The 21,698-nt window shown below is 60.2% G+C and carries 21 protein-coding genes and 2 pseudogenes; 10 read left to right on the plus strand and 13 right to left on the minus strand.

Translation table 11 applies throughout. The annotated features are described in order from the left end of the window. The 4 genes and pseudogenes from ACIOWA_RS04835 to ffh all read right to left on the minus strand — a co-directional run. Positions 1-287 (minus strand): annotated as a pseudogene (locus ACIOWA_RS04835) (tRNA (guanosine(37)-N1)-methyltransferase TrmD); the annotation flags it as partial. A gap of 44 nt (positions 288-331) precedes the next feature. Further along, a complete protein-coding gene (gene rimM, locus ACIOWA_RS04840; protein WP_095191188.1) occupies positions 332-868 on the minus strand; it encodes a ribosome maturation factor RimM in 537 nt (178 codons plus the stop codon). 5 nt (positions 869-873) lie between these two features. Next, a complete protein-coding gene (rpsP, locus tag ACIOWA_RS04845; RefSeq protein ID WP_401158508.1) occupies positions 874-1,125 on the minus strand; it encodes a 30S ribosomal protein S16 in 252 nt (83 codons plus the stop codon). 249 nt (positions 1,126-1,374) lie between these two features. Then, a complete protein-coding gene (ffh, locus tag ACIOWA_RS04850) occupies positions 1,375-2,751 on the minus strand; it encodes a signal recognition particle protein (RefSeq protein WP_401158511.1) in 1,377 nt (458 codons plus the stop codon). 210 nt (positions 2,752-2,961) lie between these two features. On the opposite strand from ffh, the gene ACIOWA_RS04855 reads away from it, so the two are divergent. From ACIOWA_RS04855 to ACIOWA_RS04865, 3 genes are all read left to right on the plus strand, one after another. Beyond that, entirely contained in the window at positions 2,962-3,774 is an 813-nt protein-coding gene (locus tag ACIOWA_RS04855; RefSeq protein WP_339432120.1) for a cytochrome c biogenesis protein CcsA, read from the plus strand. A 12-nt stretch (positions 3,775-3,786) separates the two neighbouring features. After that, positions 3,787-5,028, plus strand: a complete 1,242-nt coding sequence (locus tag ACIOWA_RS04860; protein ID WP_401158513.1) for a transporter associated domain-containing protein — start codon at positions 3,787-3,789, stop codon at positions 5,026-5,028. Between the two features lie 265 nt (positions 5,029-5,293). Continuing rightward, a complete protein-coding gene (locus ACIOWA_RS04865) occupies positions 5,294-6,610 on the plus strand; it encodes an MFS transporter (protein ID WP_401158515.1) in 1,317 nt (438 codons plus the stop codon). 120 nt (positions 6,611-6,730) lie between these two features. Here ACIOWA_RS04865 and purT read toward each other — a convergent pair whose 3' ends face one another. The 5 genes from purT to ACIOWA_RS04890 all read right to left on the minus strand — a co-directional run bounded on the left by purT (position 6,731) and on the right by ACIOWA_RS04890 (position 10,044). Then, complete coding sequence (gene purT, locus ACIOWA_RS04870; RefSeq protein ID WP_339432117.1) at positions 6,731-7,912, minus strand: formate-dependent phosphoribosylglycinamide formyltransferase; 1,182 nt, start codon at positions 7,910-7,912, stop codon at positions 6,731-6,733. 100 nt (positions 7,913-8,012) lie between these two features. Then, positions 8,013-8,480: a VUT family protein gene (locus ACIOWA_RS04875; protein ID WP_221729895.1), complete on the minus strand. Its 468-nt coding sequence runs from the start codon at positions 8,478-8,480 to the stop codon at positions 8,013-8,015. 180 nt (positions 8,481-8,660) lie between these two features. Beyond that, positions 8,661-8,876, minus strand: coding sequence for a DUF1289 domain-containing protein (locus ACIOWA_RS04880; protein ID WP_339432116.1), 216 nt, complete (start codon positions 8,874-8,876; stop codon positions 8,661-8,663). Beyond that, the gene (locus tag ACIOWA_RS04885; protein ID WP_339432115.1) at positions 8,873-9,397 is read right to left on the minus strand and encodes a gamma carbonic anhydrase family protein; all 525 of its coding nucleotides are present in this window, start codon (positions 9,395-9,397) and stop codon (positions 8,873-8,875) included. The genes ACIOWA_RS04880 and ACIOWA_RS04885 overlap by 4 nt, the downstream gene beginning before the upstream one ends. 47 nt (positions 9,398-9,444) lie before the next feature. Then, complete coding sequence (locus ACIOWA_RS04890) at positions 9,445-10,044, minus strand: CoA pyrophosphatase (protein ID WP_339432114.1); 600 nt, start codon at positions 10,042-10,044, stop codon at positions 9,445-9,447. A gap of 147 nt (positions 10,045-10,191) precedes the next feature. On the opposite strand from ACIOWA_RS04890, the gene ACIOWA_RS04895 reads away from it, so the two are divergent. From ACIOWA_RS04895 to nagE, 7 genes are all read left to right on the plus strand, one after another. Next, entirely contained in the window at positions 10,192-10,743 is a 552-nt protein-coding gene (locus ACIOWA_RS04895) for an NUDIX hydrolase (RefSeq protein ID WP_339494812.1), read from the plus strand. Between the two features lie 44 nt (positions 10,744-10,787). Then, positions 10,788-11,303 carry a L,D-transpeptidase family protein gene (locus tag ACIOWA_RS04900; protein ID WP_339432112.1) on the plus strand — a complete coding sequence of 172 codons (516 nt, stop codon included), beginning with the start codon at positions 10,788-10,790 and terminating at the stop codon, positions 11,301-11,303. Positions 11,304-11,586: 283 nt separating this feature from the next. Then, on the plus strand, positions 11,587-12,318 hold the full coding sequence (locus tag ACIOWA_RS04905) for a GntR family transcriptional regulator (protein ID WP_221729900.1): 732 nt from the start codon (positions 11,587-11,589) through the stop codon (positions 12,316-12,318). 32 nt (positions 12,319-12,350) lie between these two features. Further along, on the plus strand, positions 12,351-13,457 hold the full coding sequence (gene nagA / locus ACIOWA_RS04910) for an N-acetylglucosamine-6-phosphate deacetylase (protein ID WP_401158519.1): 1,107 nt from the start codon (positions 12,351-12,353) through the stop codon (positions 13,455-13,457). Continuing rightward, entirely contained in the window at positions 13,438-14,460 is a 1,023-nt protein-coding gene (locus ACIOWA_RS04915; protein ID WP_221729902.1) for an SIS domain-containing protein, read from the plus strand. The genes nagA and ACIOWA_RS04915 overlap by 20 nt, the downstream gene beginning before the upstream one ends. A 34-nt stretch (positions 14,461-14,494) precedes the next feature. Then, entirely contained in the window at positions 14,495-17,008 is a 2,514-nt protein-coding gene (gene ptsP, locus ACIOWA_RS04920; protein ID WP_401158521.1) for a phosphoenolpyruvate--protein phosphotransferase, read from the plus strand. 23 nt (positions 17,009-17,031) lie between these two features. Continuing rightward, positions 17,032-18,747 carry an N-acetylglucosamine-specific PTS transporter subunit IIBC gene (nagE, locus tag ACIOWA_RS04925; protein WP_401158523.1) on the plus strand — a complete coding sequence of 572 codons (1,716 nt, stop codon included), beginning with the start codon at positions 17,032-17,034 and terminating at the stop codon, positions 18,745-18,747. 78 nt (positions 18,748-18,825) lie between these two features. Here nagE and ACIOWA_RS04930 read toward each other — a convergent pair whose 3' ends face one another. From ACIOWA_RS04930 to ACIOWA_RS04945, 4 genes and pseudogenes are all read right to left on the minus strand, one after another. Beyond that, on the minus strand, positions 18,826-19,125 hold the full coding sequence (locus tag ACIOWA_RS04930) for a hypothetical protein (RefSeq protein ID WP_401158525.1): 300 nt from the start codon (positions 19,123-19,125) through the stop codon (positions 18,826-18,828). A gap of 225 nt (positions 19,126-19,350) precedes the next feature. Further along, positions 19,351-19,710, minus strand: coding sequence for a DUF6124 family protein (locus ACIOWA_RS04935; protein ID WP_401158527.1), 360 nt, complete (start codon positions 19,708-19,710; stop codon positions 19,351-19,353). Positions 19,711-20,634: 924 nt separating this feature from the next. Further along, positions 20,635-20,946: a YqfO family protein gene (locus tag ACIOWA_RS04940; RefSeq protein WP_339432106.1), complete on the minus strand. Its 312-nt coding sequence runs from the start codon at positions 20,944-20,946 to the stop codon at positions 20,635-20,637. 5 nt (positions 20,947-20,951) lie between these two features. Continuing rightward, positions 20,952-21,698: pseudogene (locus ACIOWA_RS04945) on the minus strand (phosphoribosylformylglycinamidine synthase subunit PurQ); the annotation flags it as partial.

The following is a 21,698-nucleotide window of genomic DNA, read 5'->3' on the forward strand; positions in this document are numbered from 1 at the left end:
CCAACCGATTGTGCCAACTCGCGTACCGCCGACTGAGTCAGTTGACGGCCTGGGGGGGACACGTAAAACACCTACGCCGCCTCCCCGGCAGCTGCCGTGGCCTGAACCACATCCTCCTCCAGGGGCTTGATCTTCATCACCATGCCCGGACCACCGCCAAACGGGCGATCGTCCACAGTGTGATGCCGATCCGTCGTGTAATCCCGCGGGTTCCAACAGGTCAGCTGCAAGAGCCCCTGTTTGACCGCTCGACTGGTGATGCCATAGTCGCCGATGGCGGAAAACATTTCGGGAAACAAACTGATCACTTCTACGCGCAAGTTAGCCACGCTTAGAAGTCCGCGTCCCAATCCACCTTCATCTCACCCGCGGCGAGGTCGACTGCCAACACGCATTGCTCCGTATAGGGCAACAGGCGTTCGCGATCATCCAGGCTGCCAGCGCAAGGCTTGACTACCATTACATCATTGGCGCCGGTTTCCAGAAGATGATCGATTTTCCCGAGCAATTGCCCCAGTTGATCGATGACCTTCAGACCTTCCAGCTGGTACCAGTAGTACTCGCCTTCGGTCAATTCAGCGAACAGGTTGCGCGGCACGCAGATCTCGTAACCGGCCAGAAGACGAGCTTCTTCACGATCATCAAGACCCTTGAGCTTTGCGACCAGGAACTTGTCGCTCCCGCGTCCACTGACCAGCTCGACCTGTTTGACATTGCCTTCGCGCTTGAGCGTCCAGGTTTTGTACTGCAACAGGTTTTCAGTCGGATCAGTAAAGGAATAAACCTTCACTTCGCCGCGAACGCCGTGAACAGAATAAATTTTGCCAATAACGATCAAATCATCGGCAACAGCAGGCGTCGCGTTCATATTGCTCAGGCCGCAGCCTTGGCAGATTCCTTCAACAACTGAGCAACGCGCTCAGAAGGTTGTGCACCAACGCTCAGCCAGTAGGCTACGCGCTCTTGGTTCACGGACAGACGAGTTTCCTGACCACGGGCAACAGGGTTGAAGAAACCAACCTGTTCTTTGTGGGAACCGTCACGCGGGTTGCGGGAGTCGGTTACGGTCAGGTGGTAAAACGGGCGCTTTTTGGAGCCGCCTAGGGATAGACGTATTGTTTGCATTTTAACATCGTTACTGTATTCGGTGCTGCAAATCTAAATGCACAGCGGGCATGGGTGCCCGAAAGGCCGCATATTCTAAGGAATATCCGGACTTTTGCAAATGACTTTTTCCGGCGCCTATGGCATGCCGTGCAGATTTGCATATAGAGCCGTCGATGAAAACGGCCAGTCAGCTCCCGCCGAGTGCGGGTTTGCTGTTGATCCCGCATCCTTGCGGGGCCTGCGCCGGTGCGACGACCGGCGAGTTATTTACATTTTCGGCATACCGCCGCCGGGCAACATACCGCCCATGCCGCGCATCATTTTCGCCATTCCGCCTTTGGCGGTGAATTTCTTCATCATCTTCTGCATCTGCTTGTGCTGCTTGATCAAGCGACCGATGTCCTGCACCTGAGTGCCCGACCCCATGGCGATCCGGCGCTTGCGCGAGCCGCTGATCAACTCAGGGTCACGGCGCTCGGCCGGGGTCATGGAGCTGATGATGGCTTCCATCTGTTTGAATTGCTTCTCTGCGGCATTCTGGGCATTGCCCATCTGAGACAGGTTGACGCCGCCGATGCTCGGCAGTTTGTCCATGAGGCCGCCCAGGCCGCCCATGTTCTTCATCTGTTGCAACTGATCACGGAAGTCTTCGAGGTCGAAGCCCTTGCCCTTCTTCAGTTTCTTGGCCAGTTTGTCGGCCTTTTCCTTGTCGAGGGTCTGCTCGGCCTGCTCGATCAGGCTGAGCACATCACCCATACCGAGGATCCGCGAAGCAATACGCTCGGGATGGAACGGCTCGAGCGCTTCGCTCTTCTCGCCCATACCGATGAACTTGATCGGTTTGCCGGTGATCGCTCGCACCGACAGGGCGGCACCGCCACGCGCGTCGCCGTCGACCTTGGTCAGGATCACACCGGTCAGCGGCAGCGCATCACCGAAGGCCTTGGCCGTGTTGGCCGCGTCCTGGCCGGTCATGGCGTCGACCACGAACAGGGTTTCGACCGGGTTGATCGCGGCGTGCAGCGCCTTGATCTCGCCCATCATCTCTTCGTCGATGTCCAGACGACCGGCGGAATCGACGATGACCACGTCGATTAATTTCAGTTTTGCTTCTTTAATAGCCGCGTTGGCGATGTCGACCGGCTTCTGGCTCAGGTCGGACGGGAAGAACGTCACGCCGATGTCGTTGGCCAGGGTTTCCAGCTGTTTAATGGCCGCAGGGCGATAAACGTCCGCCGACACGACCATGACCGACTTCTTTTTGCGCTCTTTGAGCAAGCGCGCCAGTTTGCCGACGGTGGTGGTTTTACCGGCGCCCTGCAGGCCGGCCATCAGCACGACGGCTGGCGGTACGGCGCTGAGGTTCAAGTCCTCGTTCGCCGCGCCCATCAGGCTTTCGAGTTCAGCCTGGACGATCTTCACGAATGCCTGGCCCGGCGTCAGGCTGCGCGACACCTCGGTGCCGACAGCGCGCTCCTTGACCGAATTGACGAAGTCCTTGACCACCGGCAGGGCGACGTCGGCTTCGAGCAACGCCATGCGCACTTCACGCAGGGTGTCTTTGATATTGTCTTCGGTCAGCTTCGCCTTGCCGGTGACATGGCGCAGCGTCTGCGAGAGACGGTCGGTTAAGTTTTCAAACATTGCGCGATCCTTTCAGGCCCTGTGTAGACCGGGATAATGGCGGCCCAGACCGGAATCAACATGTGCTCGGCGAGCCTGCGGCGTGGGCAGGTCGCGGATTATAGCGAAGACTGCGTCTGGCGGACACCTCGCTGTCAGCTTCCTGAGTCTTTCGTGCCATGGCGGTTCTATGCCAAACTCAGCCCCTTTCGGGCTTGCCGATCAGGATTTATGCTCCCCTTGTCACCCAGTTTGCTGACCACCCTCGCCGCCGCCCTTATATATGCCGCTGCGACCCTTTATCAGAGCACCCGTCTGGCCACCGGCGCCAAGGCGAACAAGCGCCTGCTGGTTACGCTCGGCGTTTTCGCCGTGCTGGCCCATAGCGCCAGCCTGCTCACGCACCTGCTGACCCCGATCGGCCTGGGCCTGGACTTTTTCAGCGCCTCCAGCCTGATCGCAGCGGCGGTGATCGCCCTGACCCTGATTGCCTGTTCGCGAATCCCGGTGGAGAACCTGCTGGTCCTGCTGTTCCCGCTGGGTGCGGTCACGGTGTTGCTGGCGCAGTTCGCGCCGGCCGGCACCGTGCAGATCATTGATGAAGAGCCGGGCATTCTCGCCCACATCCTGCTGTCGATCCTCGCCTACGGCATGTTCACCATCGCGGTATTCCAGTCCTTGCTGGTGCTGGTGCAAGACCACCAACTCAAGCACAAGCATCCCTCCGGCCTGATCAAGAACTTCCCGCCACTGCAAACCATGGAAAGCCTGCTGTTCGGTTTCCTTTGGGCCGGCTGGACGTTGCTCTCGCTGTCGCTGATCTCCGGCTGGCTGTTCGTCGAGAACCTGTTCGCCCAGCATCTGGTTCACAAAACGCTGCTGGCGTGTCTGGCCTGGGTGGTGTTCAGCGTGCTGTTGTGGGGCCGCAACCGTCTCGGCTGGCGCGGACACAAAGCGATTCGCTGGACGCTCGCCGGTTTCTGTCTGCTGATGTTGGCGTATTTCGGCAGCAAACTGGTTCGTGAATACATCCTGCATATCTGACGGGCGGCATAAATGGACGGTTTGCCCATAGGGCCGATGCTCGCAGTATTTGTCCTGCTGATTTTATGGTCGGGGCTGTTTACCGCCGTCGAACTCGCGCAGCAACACCTGCTCGCCCAACGCACCGCCTCACGCGCCAGTGATAAACCGCTGGCGAAGCTGAGCTTCCCGCTCGACAGCCTGATTCTGTGCAACACCCTCTGTCGTGCGCTCGCGGTCGTGATCGCGACGTTGCTGGCGATTTTCCTCTGTGAAGAAAACGGCCCTTGGGCGGCATGCCTCGGTGCGGGCGCCATCTTGCTGGTCTTCGCCGATTACTTCCCACGCACCCTCGCCCGGCGTTATCCGGAAGCCGTGCTGACCCTCGGCAACACGTTATTGGCCGTGCCGCTGAAAATTGTTTATCCGTTTGCCTGGCTTTTCAGTCGCATCAGCCATTTGCTCCTGAGTCCGTTCGTGCGCAAAACCCAAGTGGTTCAGCAGAGTGACGACGATGCGCTGGCTGATCGTCATGACGACCCCGAACATCCGGCTCGTACGCACCCGACGTCGGGTATCCACGCGCTGGACAACATCACGGTCAACGACATTCTGGTGCCACGCAGTGACGTCGACGGTATCAACCTCGACGATCCGATCGAACAGATCATCGAACAACTGCGCCACAACAAACGCACACGTCTGCCGGTGTTCCACAGCGACATCAATCAGGTCGAAGCGGTGCTCAACACGCGGCAGATCAGCCACCTGCTGAATAACCACAGTCTGACCCGCGAAGCCCTGCTGGCGGCCAGTTACGAGCCGTACTTCGTGCCGGAAAGCACGCCTCTGCAACTGCAATTGCTCAATTTCCACAAGCAGCAACGTCGCCTCGGCATGGTGGTGGACGAGTACGGCGAAGTGCTCGGCATCGTCACCCTGGAAGACATTCTTGAAGAGATCGTCGGCGAATTCGAAAGCGAGCACAGCCTCGACAATCCGCATATTCACCCGCAGGCCGATGGCCGCATGGTGATCGACGGCACGGCCTCCATCCGGGAACTCAACAAATGCCTGGGCTGGCATTTGCCCAGCGATGGCCCGAAAACCCTCAACGGTCTGGTGACCGAGGCGCTGGAAACCATTCCCGAGAGCGCGGTTTGCCTGAAGATCGGGCGCTATCGACTGGAAATTCTCGAGACTGAAGAGAACCGGGTGAGCAAGGTGTTGATCTGGCATACCACGTCTACCCCTGCGCTTTTGCTGCCCCGATAACAGATCAAAAAATCGCCGCTGCGAGAGTGCCTTTCACGCGTTTTTTACGCTTGTTCAATCGTTAGCCCCCTTCCTATAATCGAGGCGCTTACCCAAGCGCCGACGATCCAAGTGCTTACCCGGCACTGCACAGGTCTCGACCTTTTGCGCATCACCCCGGCGACTGTTCTTACCTGAAACAGCGCTCGCGCCTCATCCCACATCCCTGGGTGCTCGACCCTAATAATTCGCTCCACCGGAGCTCATGACTGTCAGGGATCACCGCATGACAACCCGTACCGCTTACAGCGACACCGCGCCTGCCCAACCGACCAACTCCGCCACCCGCGTGGCGACGGCGAGTTTCATCGGCACCGCCATCGAGTTCTACGACTTCTACGTTTACGCCACGGCTGCCGCACTGGTGATCGGGCCGGTGTTCTTTCCGCAGACCTCCGGCACGGCACAGATGTTGTCAGCCTTCCTCACCTTCGGCATCGCTTTCCTCGCCCGACCGCTGGGTTCTGCGTTGTTTGGCCACTTCGGTGACCGCATCGGGCGCAAATCGACGCTGGTCGCTTCGCTGCTGCTGATGGGTGTTTGTACGACGCTGATCGGCGTGCTGCCGGGTTACGACAGCATCGGGGCCTGGGCGCCCATTCTGCTGTGTGTGCTGCGTTTCGGTCAGGGTCTTGGACTGGGCGGCGAATGGGGTGGTGCCGCCCTGCTGGCCACGGAAAACGCACCGAAAGGCAAGCGCGCGTGGTTCGGCATGTTCCCGCAACTCGGCCCCTCGATTGGTTTTCTCGCCGCCAACGGCTTGTTCCTCACGCTGGCCATGACCCTCAGCGACGAGCAATTCAGCCGTTGGGGCTGGCGCATTCCGTTCCTGCTCAGCGCCCTGCTGGTGATGGTTGGCCTGTATGTGCGCCTGAAACTCCATGAAACCCCGGTATTCGCCAACGCCATCGCCCGCCAGGAACGGGTGAAAATGCCGCTGGTCGAGCTGTTCAGCCAGTATTGGGTGCCAACGCTGCTGGGGGCGATGGCGATGGTGGTTTGCTATGCGCTGTTCTACATCTCGACGGTGTTTTCCCTGAGCTACGGCGTATCCACATTGGGCTACAGTCGCGAAACGTTCCTTGGGCTGCTGTGTTTTGCCGTGCTGTTCATGGCCGCCGCCACGCCGTTGTCGGCCTGGGCCAGTGACCGTTACGGACGCAAACCGGTGCTGATCATCGGCGGCGTGCTGGCCATTCTGTCGGGGTTTCTGATGGAGCCGTTGCTGACTCAGGGTTCGACCTGGGGCGTGGCGCTGTTTCTGTGCATCGAGTTGTTCTTGATGGGCGTAACGTTCGCGCCGATGGGGGCGTTGTTGCCGGAACTGTTTCCGACTCATGTGCGCTATACCGGCGCGTCGGCAGCGTACAACCTGGGCGGCATTGTCGGGGCCTCGGCGGCGCCGTTCTTTGCGCAGAAACTGGTGGCGATGGGTGGTTTGAGCTATGTCGGCGGGTATGTGTCGGGCGCGGCAGTGCTGAGTTTGATTGCGGTGCTGTGCCTGAAGGAAACGAGGAATAACGATCTGAATCAGATTGCCTGACCGAAGATCAAAAGCTTCGCGAGCAAGCCCGCTCCCACAGGGTTCTCTGTTGATCACACATTTTGTGTACAACCAAAAAGACTGTGGGAGCGGGCTTGCTCGCGAATAACGCGCCTCGGTTTACAGCTCGACGACAACCGCCTGAGCAGCACGGGTCGCTTTGGCACGCGCCGCTTCAATCGACTCATCCCGCGCCAGCGCCACGCCCATGCGGCGCTGACCATTGACTTCAGGCTTGCCAAACAGACGCAGCGCTGTGTCCGGCTCGCTCAGCGCAGCGCCCAGGTTGGCGAACGCGGTTTGAGTCGACTGACCTTCCACCAGAATCACCGCCGACGCCGATGGCCCGAACTGACGGATCAGCGGTACCGGCAGGCCGAGAATGGCGCGTGCGTGCAGGGCGAATTGCGAGAGATCCTGAGAAATCAAGGTCACCAGACCGGTATCATGCGGACGCGGCGAGACTTCGCTGAACCACACCTGATCACCTTTGATGAACAACTCAACGCCAAACAGACCACGGCCACCCAGTGCCTCGGTTACCGCTTTGGCAACACGCTCGGATTCTGCCAGGGCAATCGGGCTCATGGCTTGTGGCTGCCACGACTCCTGATAGTCGCCCTTCTCCTGACGGTGACCGACCGGCGCACAGAACGTGGTGCCGCCGATGTGGCGCACGGTCAGCAAGGTGATTTCGTAGTCGAAATCGATGAAGCCTTCGATGATCACCCGACCTTTGCCGGCACGACCGCCCTCTTGCGCGTAGTCCCAGGCTTTCTGCACGTCATCGTGGCTCCGCAGCAGGCTCTGGCCCTTGCCCGACGAACTCATCACCGGTTTGACGACGCATGGGAAACCCAAATCCTCAACGGCTTTGCTGTAGTCCTCGAAGGTGTCGGCGAAGTGGTACGGCGAGGTCGGCAGGTCCAGCTCTTCAGCGGCCAGACGACGGATGCCTTCGCGGTTCATGGTCAGTTGCGCAGCGCGGGCGGTCGGGATCACGGTGAAGCCTTCGGCTTCCAGTTCGACCAGGGTGGCGGTGGCGATGGCTTCGATTTCCGGCACGATGAAGTGCGGCTTCTCGGCTTCGATCACGGCACGCAGAGCGGCGCCGTCGAGCATGTTGATCACATGGCTGCGATGAGCGACTTGCATGGCCGGCGCGTTGGCGTAGCGGTCGACGGCAATCACTTCAACGCCTAGGCGTTGCAGTTCGATCACCACTTCCTTGCCCAACTCACCACAGCCACACAGCAATACGCGGGTCGCGGTTGGCGACAATGGAGTTCCGATACGGGTCATCTCAGGTCCTCAAAGAAGCGGATCATCTAGGAAAGCAACGCCGGGCGCACTTTCCATGGGGAGAAAGCGCGGCATTTTACATGAACCCGCGGGTTTGGCTTTAGCTGGCGACGGCCTGCTTGCGATCGCGCCAGGCCATGATCAGCCAGACGGCCGTCACGCCGGCAAACTTCGAAGCCAGAGCGGTGATGATCACGGGCGGTGTCAAGGCATCGATCATGCCGAAGAAAATGAAGGTATCGAGGGGAATGCTCAGCGCCGAACTGATCCACAAACGGTCGCGCAACGGCCGCTTGGTGATGCTGAACACCAGCCAGTCGATGCACTCGGAGACCCCGAACGCGACAGCGCTGGCCAATGCGATGGACGGATCGGACGTCACGTAGGACAACACCAGCGCCGCCAACATCGCCACGATCGCGCCATGGCCGAAGCGGGTTTGCACCATGTCACGCAACACGAACACCAAGCCGCCCCAAGCCGACCAGATGACGTCCAGGTGCGGCGCGGTGGAGAAGGCGAAGTTGATCAGCACGACGCTGCTGATGTAGGCGATGAGGAAAATCATGGGGGCGACCTGATAAATTGGCGCACAGGTTACTTCAGGGATTGTTTTGGGCCAATAAGAAGTCGTGGCGTTGCCGGCCGCTTAGCGAGCAAGCCCGCTCCCACACTGGGTCTACAGTGAACACAGATTTTGTGTATGCAATAGATCCATACAAACGGGCTTGCTCGCGAAGGCGCCCTGTCAGACGCCGGATTTCCCAGGGATCATCCACACCAGCCCACTCGCCTTCGCCCGCTCATGACACAACCCCAGCACAACACGGCGCTCGTCGTTGCTCATCCGGCTCCAGCGCGTAATCTCCTCGACCGTGCGCTGACACCCGGTGCAAACATCATCCTCATCCAGCGCACAAATACTCACGCAGGGCGAGGCGACGGGTCTTTCAGGCGTATTCATTCTTCCTGCTCAACCAGATCACGGGCATAGCGCTGCGCGTTATGCACATAGTGCGCGGCGCTGGCTTCGAGCATTTTCTTCTGCGGCTCGGTCAGCTCACGCACGACCTTGCCCGGCGAGCCCATTACCAGCGAACCGTCAGGGATTTCCTTGCCTTCGCCGATCAGCGAATTGGCGCCGATGATGCAGTTCTTGCCGATCTTCGCGCCGTTCAAAATCACCGCATTGATACCAATCAGGCTGTAATCGCCGACGGTGCAGCCATGGAGCATGGCGTTGTGGCCGATGGTCACGCCGGTGCCGATGGTCAGCGGATAGCCCATGTCGGTGTGCATCACCGTGCCGTCCTGGACGTTGCTGTTCTTGCCGATCAGGATCAGTTCGTTATCACCGCGCAGTACAGCGTTGAACCAGACGTTGGCGCCCTCTTCGAGTTTGACCTTGCCCACCAGCACGGCATTGGGGGCGACCCAGCTCTGTGGATGGGTTTGGACACGGGCGTCGCCCAAGCGGTATTTCATCTTGTTGTCCTCAGGGCTCACGGTGAGCGGCCATTGCTGCGATGGCTTCAGGTGTTGATGAAGCTTTTAGGCGGCTGATGCAGGCTGATCTTCGCGTCATAGAGCAGATTGATCAACTCGACGATCATGATTGCCGTCAGCCCCCAGATTTTGTATTCACCAAATCGATAACTCGGCACGTACCAACTGCGGCCCTGGTAGTCGATGCGGTGGGTGTGTTCGCGCGGGTCTTTACGGAAGAATTCCAGCGGCACGCTGAAGACGGCGGCGATCTCGGCGTCGTTGGCCAGATACTCGACAAAATCAGGAATCACGCCGACATACGGCGTGACCTTGATGCCGTGCAGAGAAATCAACGGGCTGAGCGGGCCAATGACTTCGACCAGGCCCGGCGGCAGGCCGATCTCCTCTTCGGCTTCGCGCAGGGCGGTGAAGATCAGATCAGGGTCTTCGGGGTCGCGGCGCCCGCCGGGAAAGGCGACTTCGCCGCCGTGGGTCGAGAGGCCGCTGGCGCGCAGGGTCAGGATCAGTTCCGGTTCGTCACTGCGGGTGATCGGCACCAGAACGGCGGCCTCGGGAAAACGCGAGTCGGTCTCCAGCGTGCGCGGTGTGTGGTTGCTTACCCGATGCAGTAGCTCGTCCAGCATAAGAGTTCTCGATCTGTGCCTTGCCCCGCATCATGCACCAATCAATGCGAGCGCCCAAGCCCCCGACTCTTGCTGTGTCGCGAAACGACAACTTGCCGACCGGCACCGCTGCACGCCAAGATAGGCGCAGCATTCAGGAACCTCAGCATGAAATTTTGCAGCCAATGCGGTAACCCGGTGACCCAGCGCATTCCCGAAGGCGATTCGCGGCTGCGATTTGTCTGTGATAGCTGTCAGACCATTCACTATCAGAACCCCAATATCGTCGCTGGATGCGTCGCGACCTGGGGCACCCAAGTGCTGCTCTGCCGCCGCGCCATCGAGCCGCGCCTCGGCTACTGGACATTGCCTGCCGGCTTCATGGAAAACGGCGAAACCCTCGAACAGGCCGCGACCCGCGAAACCGCCGAGGAAGCCTGCGCCCGGCTGCGTAACCTGAGCATCTATACGCTGATCGATGTCCCGCACATCAGCCAGGTGCATGTGTTCTTTCGCGCAGAACTGGTCGACCTGGACTTTGCCGCCGGTCCCGAGAGCCTTGAAGTGCGACTATTCGACGAAGCCGACATTCCATGGGACGAGCTGGCTTTCCGCACAGTGGGCCGTACCTTAGAATGCTTCTTCGCTGATCGGCGTGCCGAGACCTACCCGGTTCGCTCGGAATCGATCCCGCCGCTCGCTCAGCCGGTCATCACATAAAAGCATCTATGAATATCTGCATCACTCCCTGGGGAATCGTTTCAATGCGCTGGTTGCTTGCCCTGTTCTGCCTGTCGTTCGTCACGGTCTCGCAAGCGTCATTCGTGACCACCGTATCGCCGTCCAATACCCCTCTGATCGAAAAAGTGCTGGTGCTCAAATCGGCTCATCAGTTGCAGTTGATCGCCGACGGCAAGCCACTCAAGACCTACCGGGTTTCCCTGGGCAAGGGCGCGAAAAAAGGTCCGAAACTGTTTGAAGGCGATAAACGCACACCGGAAGGTTTCTATTGGATCGACTGGCGAAAGGTCAGCGACCGATTCAACCTGGCGATGCACATTTCCTACCCGAACATCAGCGATTCGGCGCGTGCCCGACGGGAAGGCGTCGCCCCCGGCGGCATGATCATGATCCACGGCACACCCGACACCGAGGACACCCCCGAGGATCTGTTCCACACGCTGGACTGGACCGACGGCTGCATCGCCATGCGCAACATGGACATGCGCGAAGTCTGGGGCCTGGTGCCGGACGGCACGATGATCGAGATCCGCCCGTAACGACCCACCACTGGTCACCTGCAAAAAAATAAATCAGAAGATCGCCGCCTGCGACAGCGCCTACAGGGTTGATACCACTTTCAACGACAGGAGCGGCCGCAGACGGCGATCTTTTGCTTTTTACAGCCCACCTCTAATACCACTTAAGACACCCCTCTCCACAACCTGCCATTTCATTGGGCCAACCGCCATTTTCCTGCGTTGACATGGTATTCAAGTGGTATTAATTTGCGCCCAGCAAGCGAGCCACAACAATCCTATACTCGCGCCGGAAATGACCTCAATGAACGACCTCCACGCCCTACGTCCCGATGACTCTCAGCCGACGCCGCTGTACCTGCAACTGGCGCGCAATCTGGAAGCGGCGATTCATGCCGGGCAGTGGAAAGCCGAACAGGCGATGCCGTCCGAGCGCAATCTCAGCGAACAGTTGGGCATCTCCCGCGTGACTGCACGCAAGGCGCTGGAAGTGTTGCTCGATCAAGGTCTGATCCGTCGCTTGCAAGGCTCCGGCACCTTCATCACCCCGCGCCTGGAACAACCCCTCTCACGCCTGTCAGGCTTCAGCGAGATGCTGCGCCTCAAGGGCTTCGTGCCCAGTTCGCAATGGCTGGAGCGGGACATCACCCTGCCGACCCACGAAGAACTGATCCGCCTGAGCCTGTCGCCGAACGACAAAGTCGCGCGCATGAAACGCCTGCGCAAAGCCGACGACACCGTGATGGCCATCGAGATGAGCACCCTGCCCGCCGCGATCATGCCCAAGCCACAATTGGTCGGTGATTCGCTCTACGAATACCTCGACGGCATCGGCAAACCGATCGTGCGCGCCTTGCAACACATCCAGGCCATCAACGCCTCGGACGAGTTCGCCGCACTGGTCGGCATCGCCCCCGGCACCGCCATGTTGCTGATGACCCGGGTCGGCTATCTGGAAGACAACACACCGATCGAAGTCACCGACACCTATTGCCGCAACGACTACTACGACTTTGTTGCAGAGCTGCGCCGTTAAACGGGCGCAGACGTCAAACAGCGAGAACCGAAATGTCCGAAGACAACATCCTCACTGCCCACGGCTGGGTTCGCGGCCGGCTGATCCACGAACACGGCAAAGTCGTGTCGATCGAAGGCGTGCCCTGCGATCCGGCCGATAACGACCTGCCTTATCTGCTCCCGGGTTTCATTGACCTGCACGTTCACGGCGGCGGCGGCAAAGACATCATGGAAGGTGCCAGCGCCTTCGAGGCGATCACCAAGACCCATGTGCGTTTCGGTACCACTTCGCTGCTGGCCACCACCATGACCGCACCCAGCGCCGAGATTTCCAGCGTGCTCAAAGCCGTCGGCGAGTTCTGCGAACAGCGCCCGGCCAACAGCGCCCGGGTGCTCGGCGTTCACCTTGAAGGCCCGTACATCAACCCCGGCAAACTCGGCGCCCAACCGAACTTTGCCCACACCGCATTGATGGCCGAAGTCGAGGAATACCTGACGCTGGCGCCGATCCGTGTGATCACCATTGCCCCGGAAATCGCCGGCCACGACGGTTTGATCCGTGAGCTCAGCAACCGTGGCATCCGCATGCAGATCGGCCATACCCTGGGCAGTTACGAGGAAGGCGTCGCCGCGCTGGACGCCGGCGCGACCAGCTTCACCCACTTGTACAACGCCATGAGCCCGCTGCATCACCGCGAACCGGGCATCGTCGGCGCGGCGCTGGCCCACGCCAAATACGCCGAGCTGATTCCGGATTTGCTCCACGTACACCCCGGCGCCATCCGCGTGGCCCTGCGCTCAATCCCGTGCCTGTATTGCGTCACCGATTCGACCGCAGCGGCCGGCATGCCCGACGGTGAATACAAACTTGGCAGCCACACCGTGACCAAATGCCTGGGCGGCGTGCGACTGCCCGACGGCACCCTGGCCGGCAGCACCCTGACCATGGACCAAGCCCTGCGCAACCTGGTGAAGATCGGTTTGCCGATCAGTGAAGCGTCGCAGCGTCTGTCTCAATTTCCCGCCGACTACCTCGGCATCAACGAACGCGGGCGCCTTGAACCCGGCGCCTGGGCCGACTGCGTGCGGTTGGATCGCTCACTCACACTGACCGCCGTCATGGTCGAAGGAGAAGACATTGACTTCAAAAATGCTTGAAGAGGCGCTGTCCTCGTTTGAGGCCGTGCAAGCCCAACTGCAACAGCTCGACCCACAATTGATCGAGATCGCCGGGCGCCTGCGCCGTCAGCCGCCGCAAGTGGTGATGACCGTCGCCCGGGGCAGCTCCGACCACGCAGCGAGCTACTTCGCCTACCTGACCATGCAGCAATTGGGCGTGCCGGTGGCATCGTTGCCGATGTCGGTGGTGACCATGCAACAGGCGCCGTTGAAGGTCAGCGGTCAAGTGGCCTTTGCCTTCTCCCAATCGGGTCAGAGCCCGGATCTGGTCAACAGCCTGCGCTTGTTGCGCAAGCGTGGCGCGCTGAGCGTTTCGATGGTCAACGCCGCCGATTCGCCACTGGAAGCGGCGTGTGAATTCAGCGTGCCGCTGCTCGCCGGCACCGAAAGCAGCGTCGCCGCGACCAAGAGTTTCATCGCCACCCTCAGCGCCAGCGCCCGTTTGATCGCGCACTGGAAAGAGGACAACGAATTGCTCGAGGCGCATAACGCCCTGCCTGAAGGCCTGCGCGACGCGGCGCAACAGGACTGGAGCGCGGCCATCGACGTACTGCGCGACTGCGAACGCCTGATGGTCATCGGTCGTGGTGCCGGTTTCGCCATCGCCCAGGAAGCCGCGCTGAAATTCAAGGAAACCTCGGCGATCCAGGCCGAAGCGTTCAGCAGCGCCGAAGTGCGTCACGGCCCGATGGCGCTGATCGACGAACACTATCCGTTGCTGGTCTTCGCCCCACGCGGTGCCGAGCAGGCCGGCCTGCTGAGCCTGGCGGCAGAGATGCGTCAACGCGGCGCTCGCGTATTGCTGGCAGCGCCGGATGACGTCACCGAACGCGACCTGACCCTGACCCGCGCCGAACACCCGGCCCTCGACCCGATCCTGGCGATCCAGAGTTTCTACGTGATGGCTGCCGGACTCGCCGTGGCCCGTGGCATGGACCCGGATCAACCGCGCCACCTGAGCAAAGTGACCCGTACGCACTAAGTCCCACTGACTGCACACCTGATGAGACCGAGCCATGCACAACAACAATAAAGAGCTGACCCTCAGCGCCCCGCTCAGCGGCCCGGTGCTCACGCTCGCCAAAGTCCCGGACGCGGTGTTCGCCAGTGGCGCGATGGGCGATGGTATTGCCATCGACCCGATCAACGACACCCTGTATTCGCCATGCGCCGGGGTGATCATCCACGTCGCCCGCACCGGCCATGCCCTCACCGTTCGTGCCGACAACGGCGCGCAAATCCTCCTGCACCTTGGGCTCGACACCGTTGAACTGAACGGCGAAGGCTTCTCGATGCTGGTCAAGGAAGGCACGCGAGTCAGCAAGGGGCAGCCGCTGTTGCGCTATGACGTCGACAAAGTCGGCCTGCAATGCAAAAGCCTGGTGAGCCTGTTGATTCTGACCAACAGTCAAGACTTCCAGGTGCGCCCGATCACCCTCAAAGCGGTGAAAGTCGGCGAGCCGTTGCTGCACATCATCTCGCGCAACAACTCGGCGGCGAATGCTGAAGACGTTGGCGGGCCAGAGGTTCAGGGCCATGTACGCGTCGCTCATCGCGGCGGCCTGCACGCCCGGCCGGCAGCGCTGATTCGCCAGACTGCGCAGGGCTTCAAGAGCCAGTCGCAACTGCACTTCGCCGGTAAATCGGCGCCGTGCAACAGCCTGATCGGGTTGATGGGCCTGGCGGTCGGCGAACAGGATGAAGTGCAAGTCAGTTGTCAGGGGCCGGATGCTGAAGCGGCGCTGCAAGCGTTGATTACGGCATTGGCCACCGCGCTCGCGGATGATCATCACGCCCCCGCGCCGATCAGCGTTGCACCGCTCAAGCGCCCGGCCGAGGCGGGTGTGTTGCACGGTGTGTGCGCCGCGCCGGGGTTGGTGGGCGGGCCGTTGTTTCATTTGAATGCGATCAGTTTACCGGCGGACGCGGGCAATCATGATCCGCTGGCGCAACAGCAAACACTTGAAGCTGCGCTGGATCAGGTGCGCGGCGACATCGGCAGCACCCTCGCCCAAGCGAAACAACACAGGAGCGCCGACGAAGAAGCGATCTTCGCCGCGCATCTGGCCTTGCTCGAAGACCCGGCCCTGCTCGACGCCGCACGACAATCCATCGAGCAAGGCACGGCCGCCACCCATGCGTGGAGTCAGTCGATCGACGCTCAGTGCGACGTGCTCCAGAAAACCGGCAGCGCGCTGCTGGCCGAGCGCGCCAACGACCTGCGCGACCTCAAGCAACGCGTGCTGCGCGCCCTGCTTGGCCAAGCCTGGCATTACGAGGTGCCGGCCGGTGCTATCGTCGCCGCCCATGAACTGACCCCATCGGACTTGCTGCAACTCAGCGCTCAAGGTGTTGCCGGATTGTGCATGGCCGAGGGCGGTGCGACGTCGCACGTCGCGATTCTGGCGCGGGGCAAAGGTCTGCCGTGCTTGGTGGCGTTGGGCGCGGCGCTGCTCGATCAGCCGCAAGGCCAAGCAGTGGTCCTCGACGCCGACGGCGGGCGCCTCGAACTGACGCCCAGCACTGAACGTCTGGCCGACGTCCGGCAAGCGCAAATCGACCGCCAACAACGCCGCGATGCGCAACAAGCCAAGGCTCATCTGCCCGCCGAAACCCACAATGGCGTGACCATCGAAGTGGTCGCCAATGTTGCGTCCAGCCATGAAGCGGCGGACGCGTTTGCCAACGGCGCCGACGGTGTCGGTCTGTTGCGCACCGAGTTTCTGTTCGTTGACCGCCAGACTGCGCCTGACGTCGAAGAACAGCGCGCCGCCTATCAAGCCGTCATTGATGCCATGGGCGATAAGTCAGTGATCATCCGCACCATCGACGTCGGCGGCGACAAGCAACTCGACTATCTGCCGCTGCCCGCCGAAGCCAACCCGGTGCTCGGTTTGCGCGGCATTCGTCTGGCCCAGGCCCGCCCGGAAATTCTCGATCAGCAACTGCGCGCGCTGCTGCGAGTCAGCCCGTTGCAGCGTTGCCGGATCCTGTTGCCGATGGTCACCGAAGTCGACGAACTGCTGCACATCCGCGAGCGGGTCGATGCGTTGTGCAATGAACTCGGTATCACTCAACGCCCGGAAATCGGCGTGATGATCGAAGTCCCCGCCGCCGCATTGCAGGCCGAACAACTCGCCGAACATGCCGATTTCCTCTCGATCGGCACCAACGATTTGTCGCAATACACCCTCGCCATGGATCGCGATCACGCAGGACTCGCCGCCCGCGTCGACGCCCTGCACCCGGCGCTGCTGCGCCTGATCGCCATGACCTGCGCAGGCGCAGCGGTGCACAAACGTTGGGTTGGCGTCTGCGGCGCCCTCGCCTCGGACCCGTTAGCGACACCAGTGCTGATCGGCCTCGGCGTTACCGAACTCTCGGTGAGCCCGGTGCAGATCGGTGAAATCAAGGATCGCGTGCGCCAGTTGCACGAAGCCCAATGTCAGCGCCTCAGCCGCGATCTGCTCAAGCTGAGCAGCGCCGCCGCCGTGCGCCACGCCTGTCATCAACATTGGCCACTGCGCTAACAAAAACAAAAAGGACAAACGCCATGTACCAACTCTTCATCGAAGGCCTGCAACGCCTCGGCCGCGCGCTGATGCTGCCGATTGCGATCCTGCCGATTGCCGGCCTGCTGCTGCGCCTGGGCGATACCGACCTGCTGAACATCGCGATCATCCACGACGCCGGTCAGGTGATCTTCGCCAACCTGGCGATGATCTTCGCCATCGGCATCGCCGTCGGCTTCGCCAAGGACAACAACGGCACCGCAGGCCTTGCCGGAGTGATCGGTTATCTGGTGATGATCTCCACCCTCAAGGTGCTCGACGCGAGCATCAACATGGGCATGCTCGCCGGGATCGTCAGCGGCCTGATGGCCGGCGCGCTGTACAACCGCTTCAAGGACATCAAGCTGCCGGAGTACCTGGCGTTCTTCGGTGGCCGGCGTTTCGTGCCGATTGTCACAGGGTTTGCGGCGGTCGGGCTGGGCGTGGTGTTCGGCTACATCTGGCCGCCGATTCAGCAAGGCATCAACAGCTTCGGCAGCCTGATGATGGAAAGTGGCAGCTTCGGTGCCTTCGTCTTCGGCGTGTTCAACCGTCTGCTGATCGTCACCGGCCTGCACCACATCCTCAACAACATGGCGTGGTTCGTCTTCGGCAACTTCACCGACCCGACCACAGGTGCGTTGGTGACCGGTGATCTGTCGCGCTACTTTGCCGGCGATCCGAAGGGCGGCCAGTTCATGACCGGCATGTTCCCGATGATGATCTTCGGCCTGCCGGCCGCGTGCCTGGCGATGTACCGCAACGCTCTGCCAGAGCGGCGCAAGGTCATGGGCGGGATTTTCCTGTCGATGGCGCTGACGTCATTCCTGACAGGCGTGACCGAGCCGATTGAGTTCGCCTTCATGTTTCTGGCGCCGCTGCTGTATCTGCTGCATGCGCTGCTGACCGGGTTGTCGATGGCGATCACTAACGCGCTGAATATTCATCTGGGCTTCACGTTCTCTGGCGGTTTTATCGACATGGTGCTGGGCTGGGGCCGGTCGACCAATGGCTGGTTGGTGGTTCCGGTCGGGCTCGCTTATGCCGTGGTGTATTACGCGGTGTTTGATTTCTGCATTCGTCGTTTCAATTTGAAGACGCCGGGGCGTGAGGATGTGGCGACGGCTGAAAAAGCGGTTTTCGCGGAGAACGAACGCGCCGGGGCTTACATCAAGGCACTCGGTGGTGCCGATAACCTTGTGACTGTCGGTGCCTGTACAACGCGGTTGCGACTGGAAATGGTGGATCGCAACAAGGCGTCCGATGCAGACCTGAAAGCGTTGGGTGCGATGGCCGTTGTGCGTCCGGGCAAGGGTGGCAGTTTGCAGGTGGTGGTCGGTCCGCTGGCCGACAGCATTGCTGATGAGATTCGCCTGGCGATGCCGGCGTTGGGGCGTGCGGTTCTTGCTGAACCTGTTGCGGTTGTCGAAGAGCCGAAAGCTGTTGTGGTCGCAGGCACCGAAGCCCAGCAATGGCTGAACGCATTGGGTGGTGGCGACAACGTGCTGCAACTGGATTGCATTGCCATGAGCCGGATTCGCTTGCTGTTGGCGGATGGCCAGGCGCTGTCCGAGGCGCAGTTGAAGGAGCTGGGTTGTCAGGGTGTCAGCCAGTTGGAGGGTGGGGTTTGGCACTTGTTGGTGGGTGACAAAGCTGCGAGTTTGAGTGGAGCACTTGAAGCGCTGGTCAATTGCAGTGAGGTCAGTGCGAAGGTTTAAGCCAAAGCAAAATCAAACAGCCTTGCTGATCAAGGAAAAGCCGCTGGGCTATTAAGCACAGCGGTTTTTTTTCGGCAGTTACTTCGCTGCAACAACGGTAAACGTACGAGCCTGTGACATACCAGCGCTTCCTCTGGCCGTAATCGAATGAGCACCCAGGTTCAGACCTGTCAGGTGCAGCGCCCAGCTTCCTGTACCACTGGCGATTACGTGCCCCTTCACAACAGAAGCGTCGAGGATTTCAACTCTCTCTTCAACAACTGCAATCCCGCTCAAGTGCACAGAAGTTGCAAAAGTGGCGCCACCGTTGGGAATTTCTAGGCCGTTATCGTCTTTCACATTGGTGATTACTGGCACAACATTTTTTTCAGCAGACATATCTAAGTTCCTTCTTACCCGTTTTGGATGGAAGGCTTATCTGACAGGAGTTGGAGGTATCGCACCACTGTCAGAAATTACAGGTCAAGGGCTGTTTGCGATGAACGGTCAACACCACATCTGCCACTGAGTTGAGCCGCGAACGTCAATCTGCAAGGTCATGCGCCTGAACAGGCTCGCCCCTATCCATATGGGACGAGCCTGTTTGCGATGCCCCCGTATAGATCAGGTTTGCGGGTCTACCCGATCCAGTGCGCGATTTACCGCCAGTTCGGCAAGCATGACGATTTGCTGGATGCCTAATACGGTGCTGCGCTGAGAACCATTTAGCTCATTGGCGAAGTTGCTGGCGGCGGTACTTGCCGAGGCTAATGACTCGCAAGCGTGGGCGAGCAGGCTTTCGGTGTCGACTTGGGGGCAGACCATGAACATGGTGCTTGGTCGGCGGGGCTTTGCGGGTTCGGGGCACAGGTAGAAGTCGAGGGCGCGCTTGATGGCTTCGCGGTTTCGGGCCAGGTCTTCAGCGCGGAGGGCTTCTTCGAGTGGGGTTTTGGTTTCGGGTGGGTCTGGGACGGGTTTAGTCATTGCAATGATCTCTAATCAAATGATTGAAGCCATCACTGGTCGCTTCTCACGCGACGAGGAGGTGGCAGCTATGTGCGGAGTGAGAAACCGGTAAGAGATCAACCCGGCCGAACCGAAGTTCGTCCGCACACAGCCGCCATAGAGCATTGCCGGCAGCAAATGAGCTGGCGGCGATTATGGTGCTACTGACGTTTGATTAAAACCTCTTACCGGGTTCTCACACCCGATCACCGATTTGCGGTGACAGCCAAAGACTAGAGACCCGACGTCCGACGGACAACCTGAAAACCTTGTGGGAAGGTTCTGGTGATTTGATGCATTTTTAAACAACCTTGGGTGATGGGGTGGCCGGGCGGGCCTCATCGGGCTCCCACAGTTGGAGTGTGTGCATCCAGATAGAGACTGGTCGGCTATCAGGCCGCCATCGCTGGCAAGCCAGCTCCCACAGAAAAGCAAAGCAGCGCCACCTACTCGCTCCTGCTTCTCACCACCCAACAGGATGAGCGCAAGCTCGGCTGCAGCTCTTGATCTTGATCCACAGGCCCCGTCGGCAGGCTGAGCGCAGGGATTCATCCGGGGAGAACATCGAGAGGAGGTGCAGCGAAGCAAACCGGAGGCGATGCCCCGGATGGATCCCGGAGCGAAGGAACCCCGAGCCCCAGCGAGCGGGCCGAACGTTGGGGCAAGCGTTTTTGGTTACTTTTTAGGCGTCTGTAAAAAGTGACCCGCCGTAAGGGCGGAACTCTGAGCAGCCATGACCACAGCAATGGATATGTACTCGGTCAGCCAGAACATCATTGCCTGAGCCGACGCCTTCGCGAGCAAGCCAGTTCCCACATAGGAACCCCATCGCGCAAAAAACCGGGGGCAACAAAAAACCCGCAGACAATCACTCATCTGCGGGTTTCTTGTAATAAGCGGCTATCAGAAATCTTCCAGCCGCCACACTTCATAAGCCGGTGTCTCGTACGGGTGGCTCAACTTCAAAGCCGCCACTACAGAGCGAATCAACTCATCCGCCACCACAAGCTCAACCTTCCATTCCTCAACCCGCTCAACCTGCCCCGCTTCCCCAATAAACGGCTGACTGCCGTCCAAAGGTCGAAACTGACCCAAACCGAGCACCTGCCAAGCACAGTGGTCATAGTCCCCGATCCGCCCACCACCGGCAGCGAATACGGCTTCCTTGACCACCTCGACATGACTGTCAGGAACAAAAAACGCCAGCTTGTACACGGACCTTAGTTAACCCACACACGAGCATTACGGAACATACGCATCCAAGGCGCGTCTTCGTTCCAGTCTTCCGAACGCCACGAGTTCTGCACAGCACGGAACACACGCTCCGGGTGCGGCATCATGATAGTCACGCGGCCATCACGGCTGGTGAGACCGGTAATCCCGCGCGGCGAACCGTTCGGGTTGGCCGGGTACGATTCGGTGACCTTGCCATGGTTGTCGACAAAACGCATCGCCACGCAACCCGACAGATCCGCTTCCAGCAGAGCTTCTTCGCTGGAAAACTCGGCATGACCTTCACCGTGAGCAATGGCGATCGGCATACGCGAACCGGCCATGCCCTGCAGGAAGATCGAGTTCGACTCCTGAACCTGAACCATCGCCACGCGCGCCTCGAACTGCTCGGAGCGGTTGCGCACGAAGTGCGGCCAGAACTCGCTGCCCGGGATCAGTTCGTGCAGGTTGGACATCATCTGGCAACCGTTGCACACGCCGAGGGTGAAACTGTCGTTACGCTCGAAGAACCCCTGGAACGCATCGCGAGCGCGGCTGTTGAACAGGGCCGACTTGGCCCAGCCTTCACCGGCACCCAGCACGTCGCCGTAGGAGAAACCACCGCACGCCACCAGACCTTTGAACTCGTTCAGGTCGACACGGCCGGCCAGAATGTCGCTCATGTGCACGTCAATCGCGTTGAAAAAGGCGCGGTCGAACGCGGCCGCCCAATGCACACAACGGAAGTGCCACGT

This window comes from Pseudomonas sp. NPDC087614 (assembly GCF_044743485.1).
Lineage (GTDB): Bacteria > Pseudomonadota > Gammaproteobacteria > Pseudomonadales > Pseudomonadaceae > Aquipseudomonas > Aquipseudomonas baetica_A.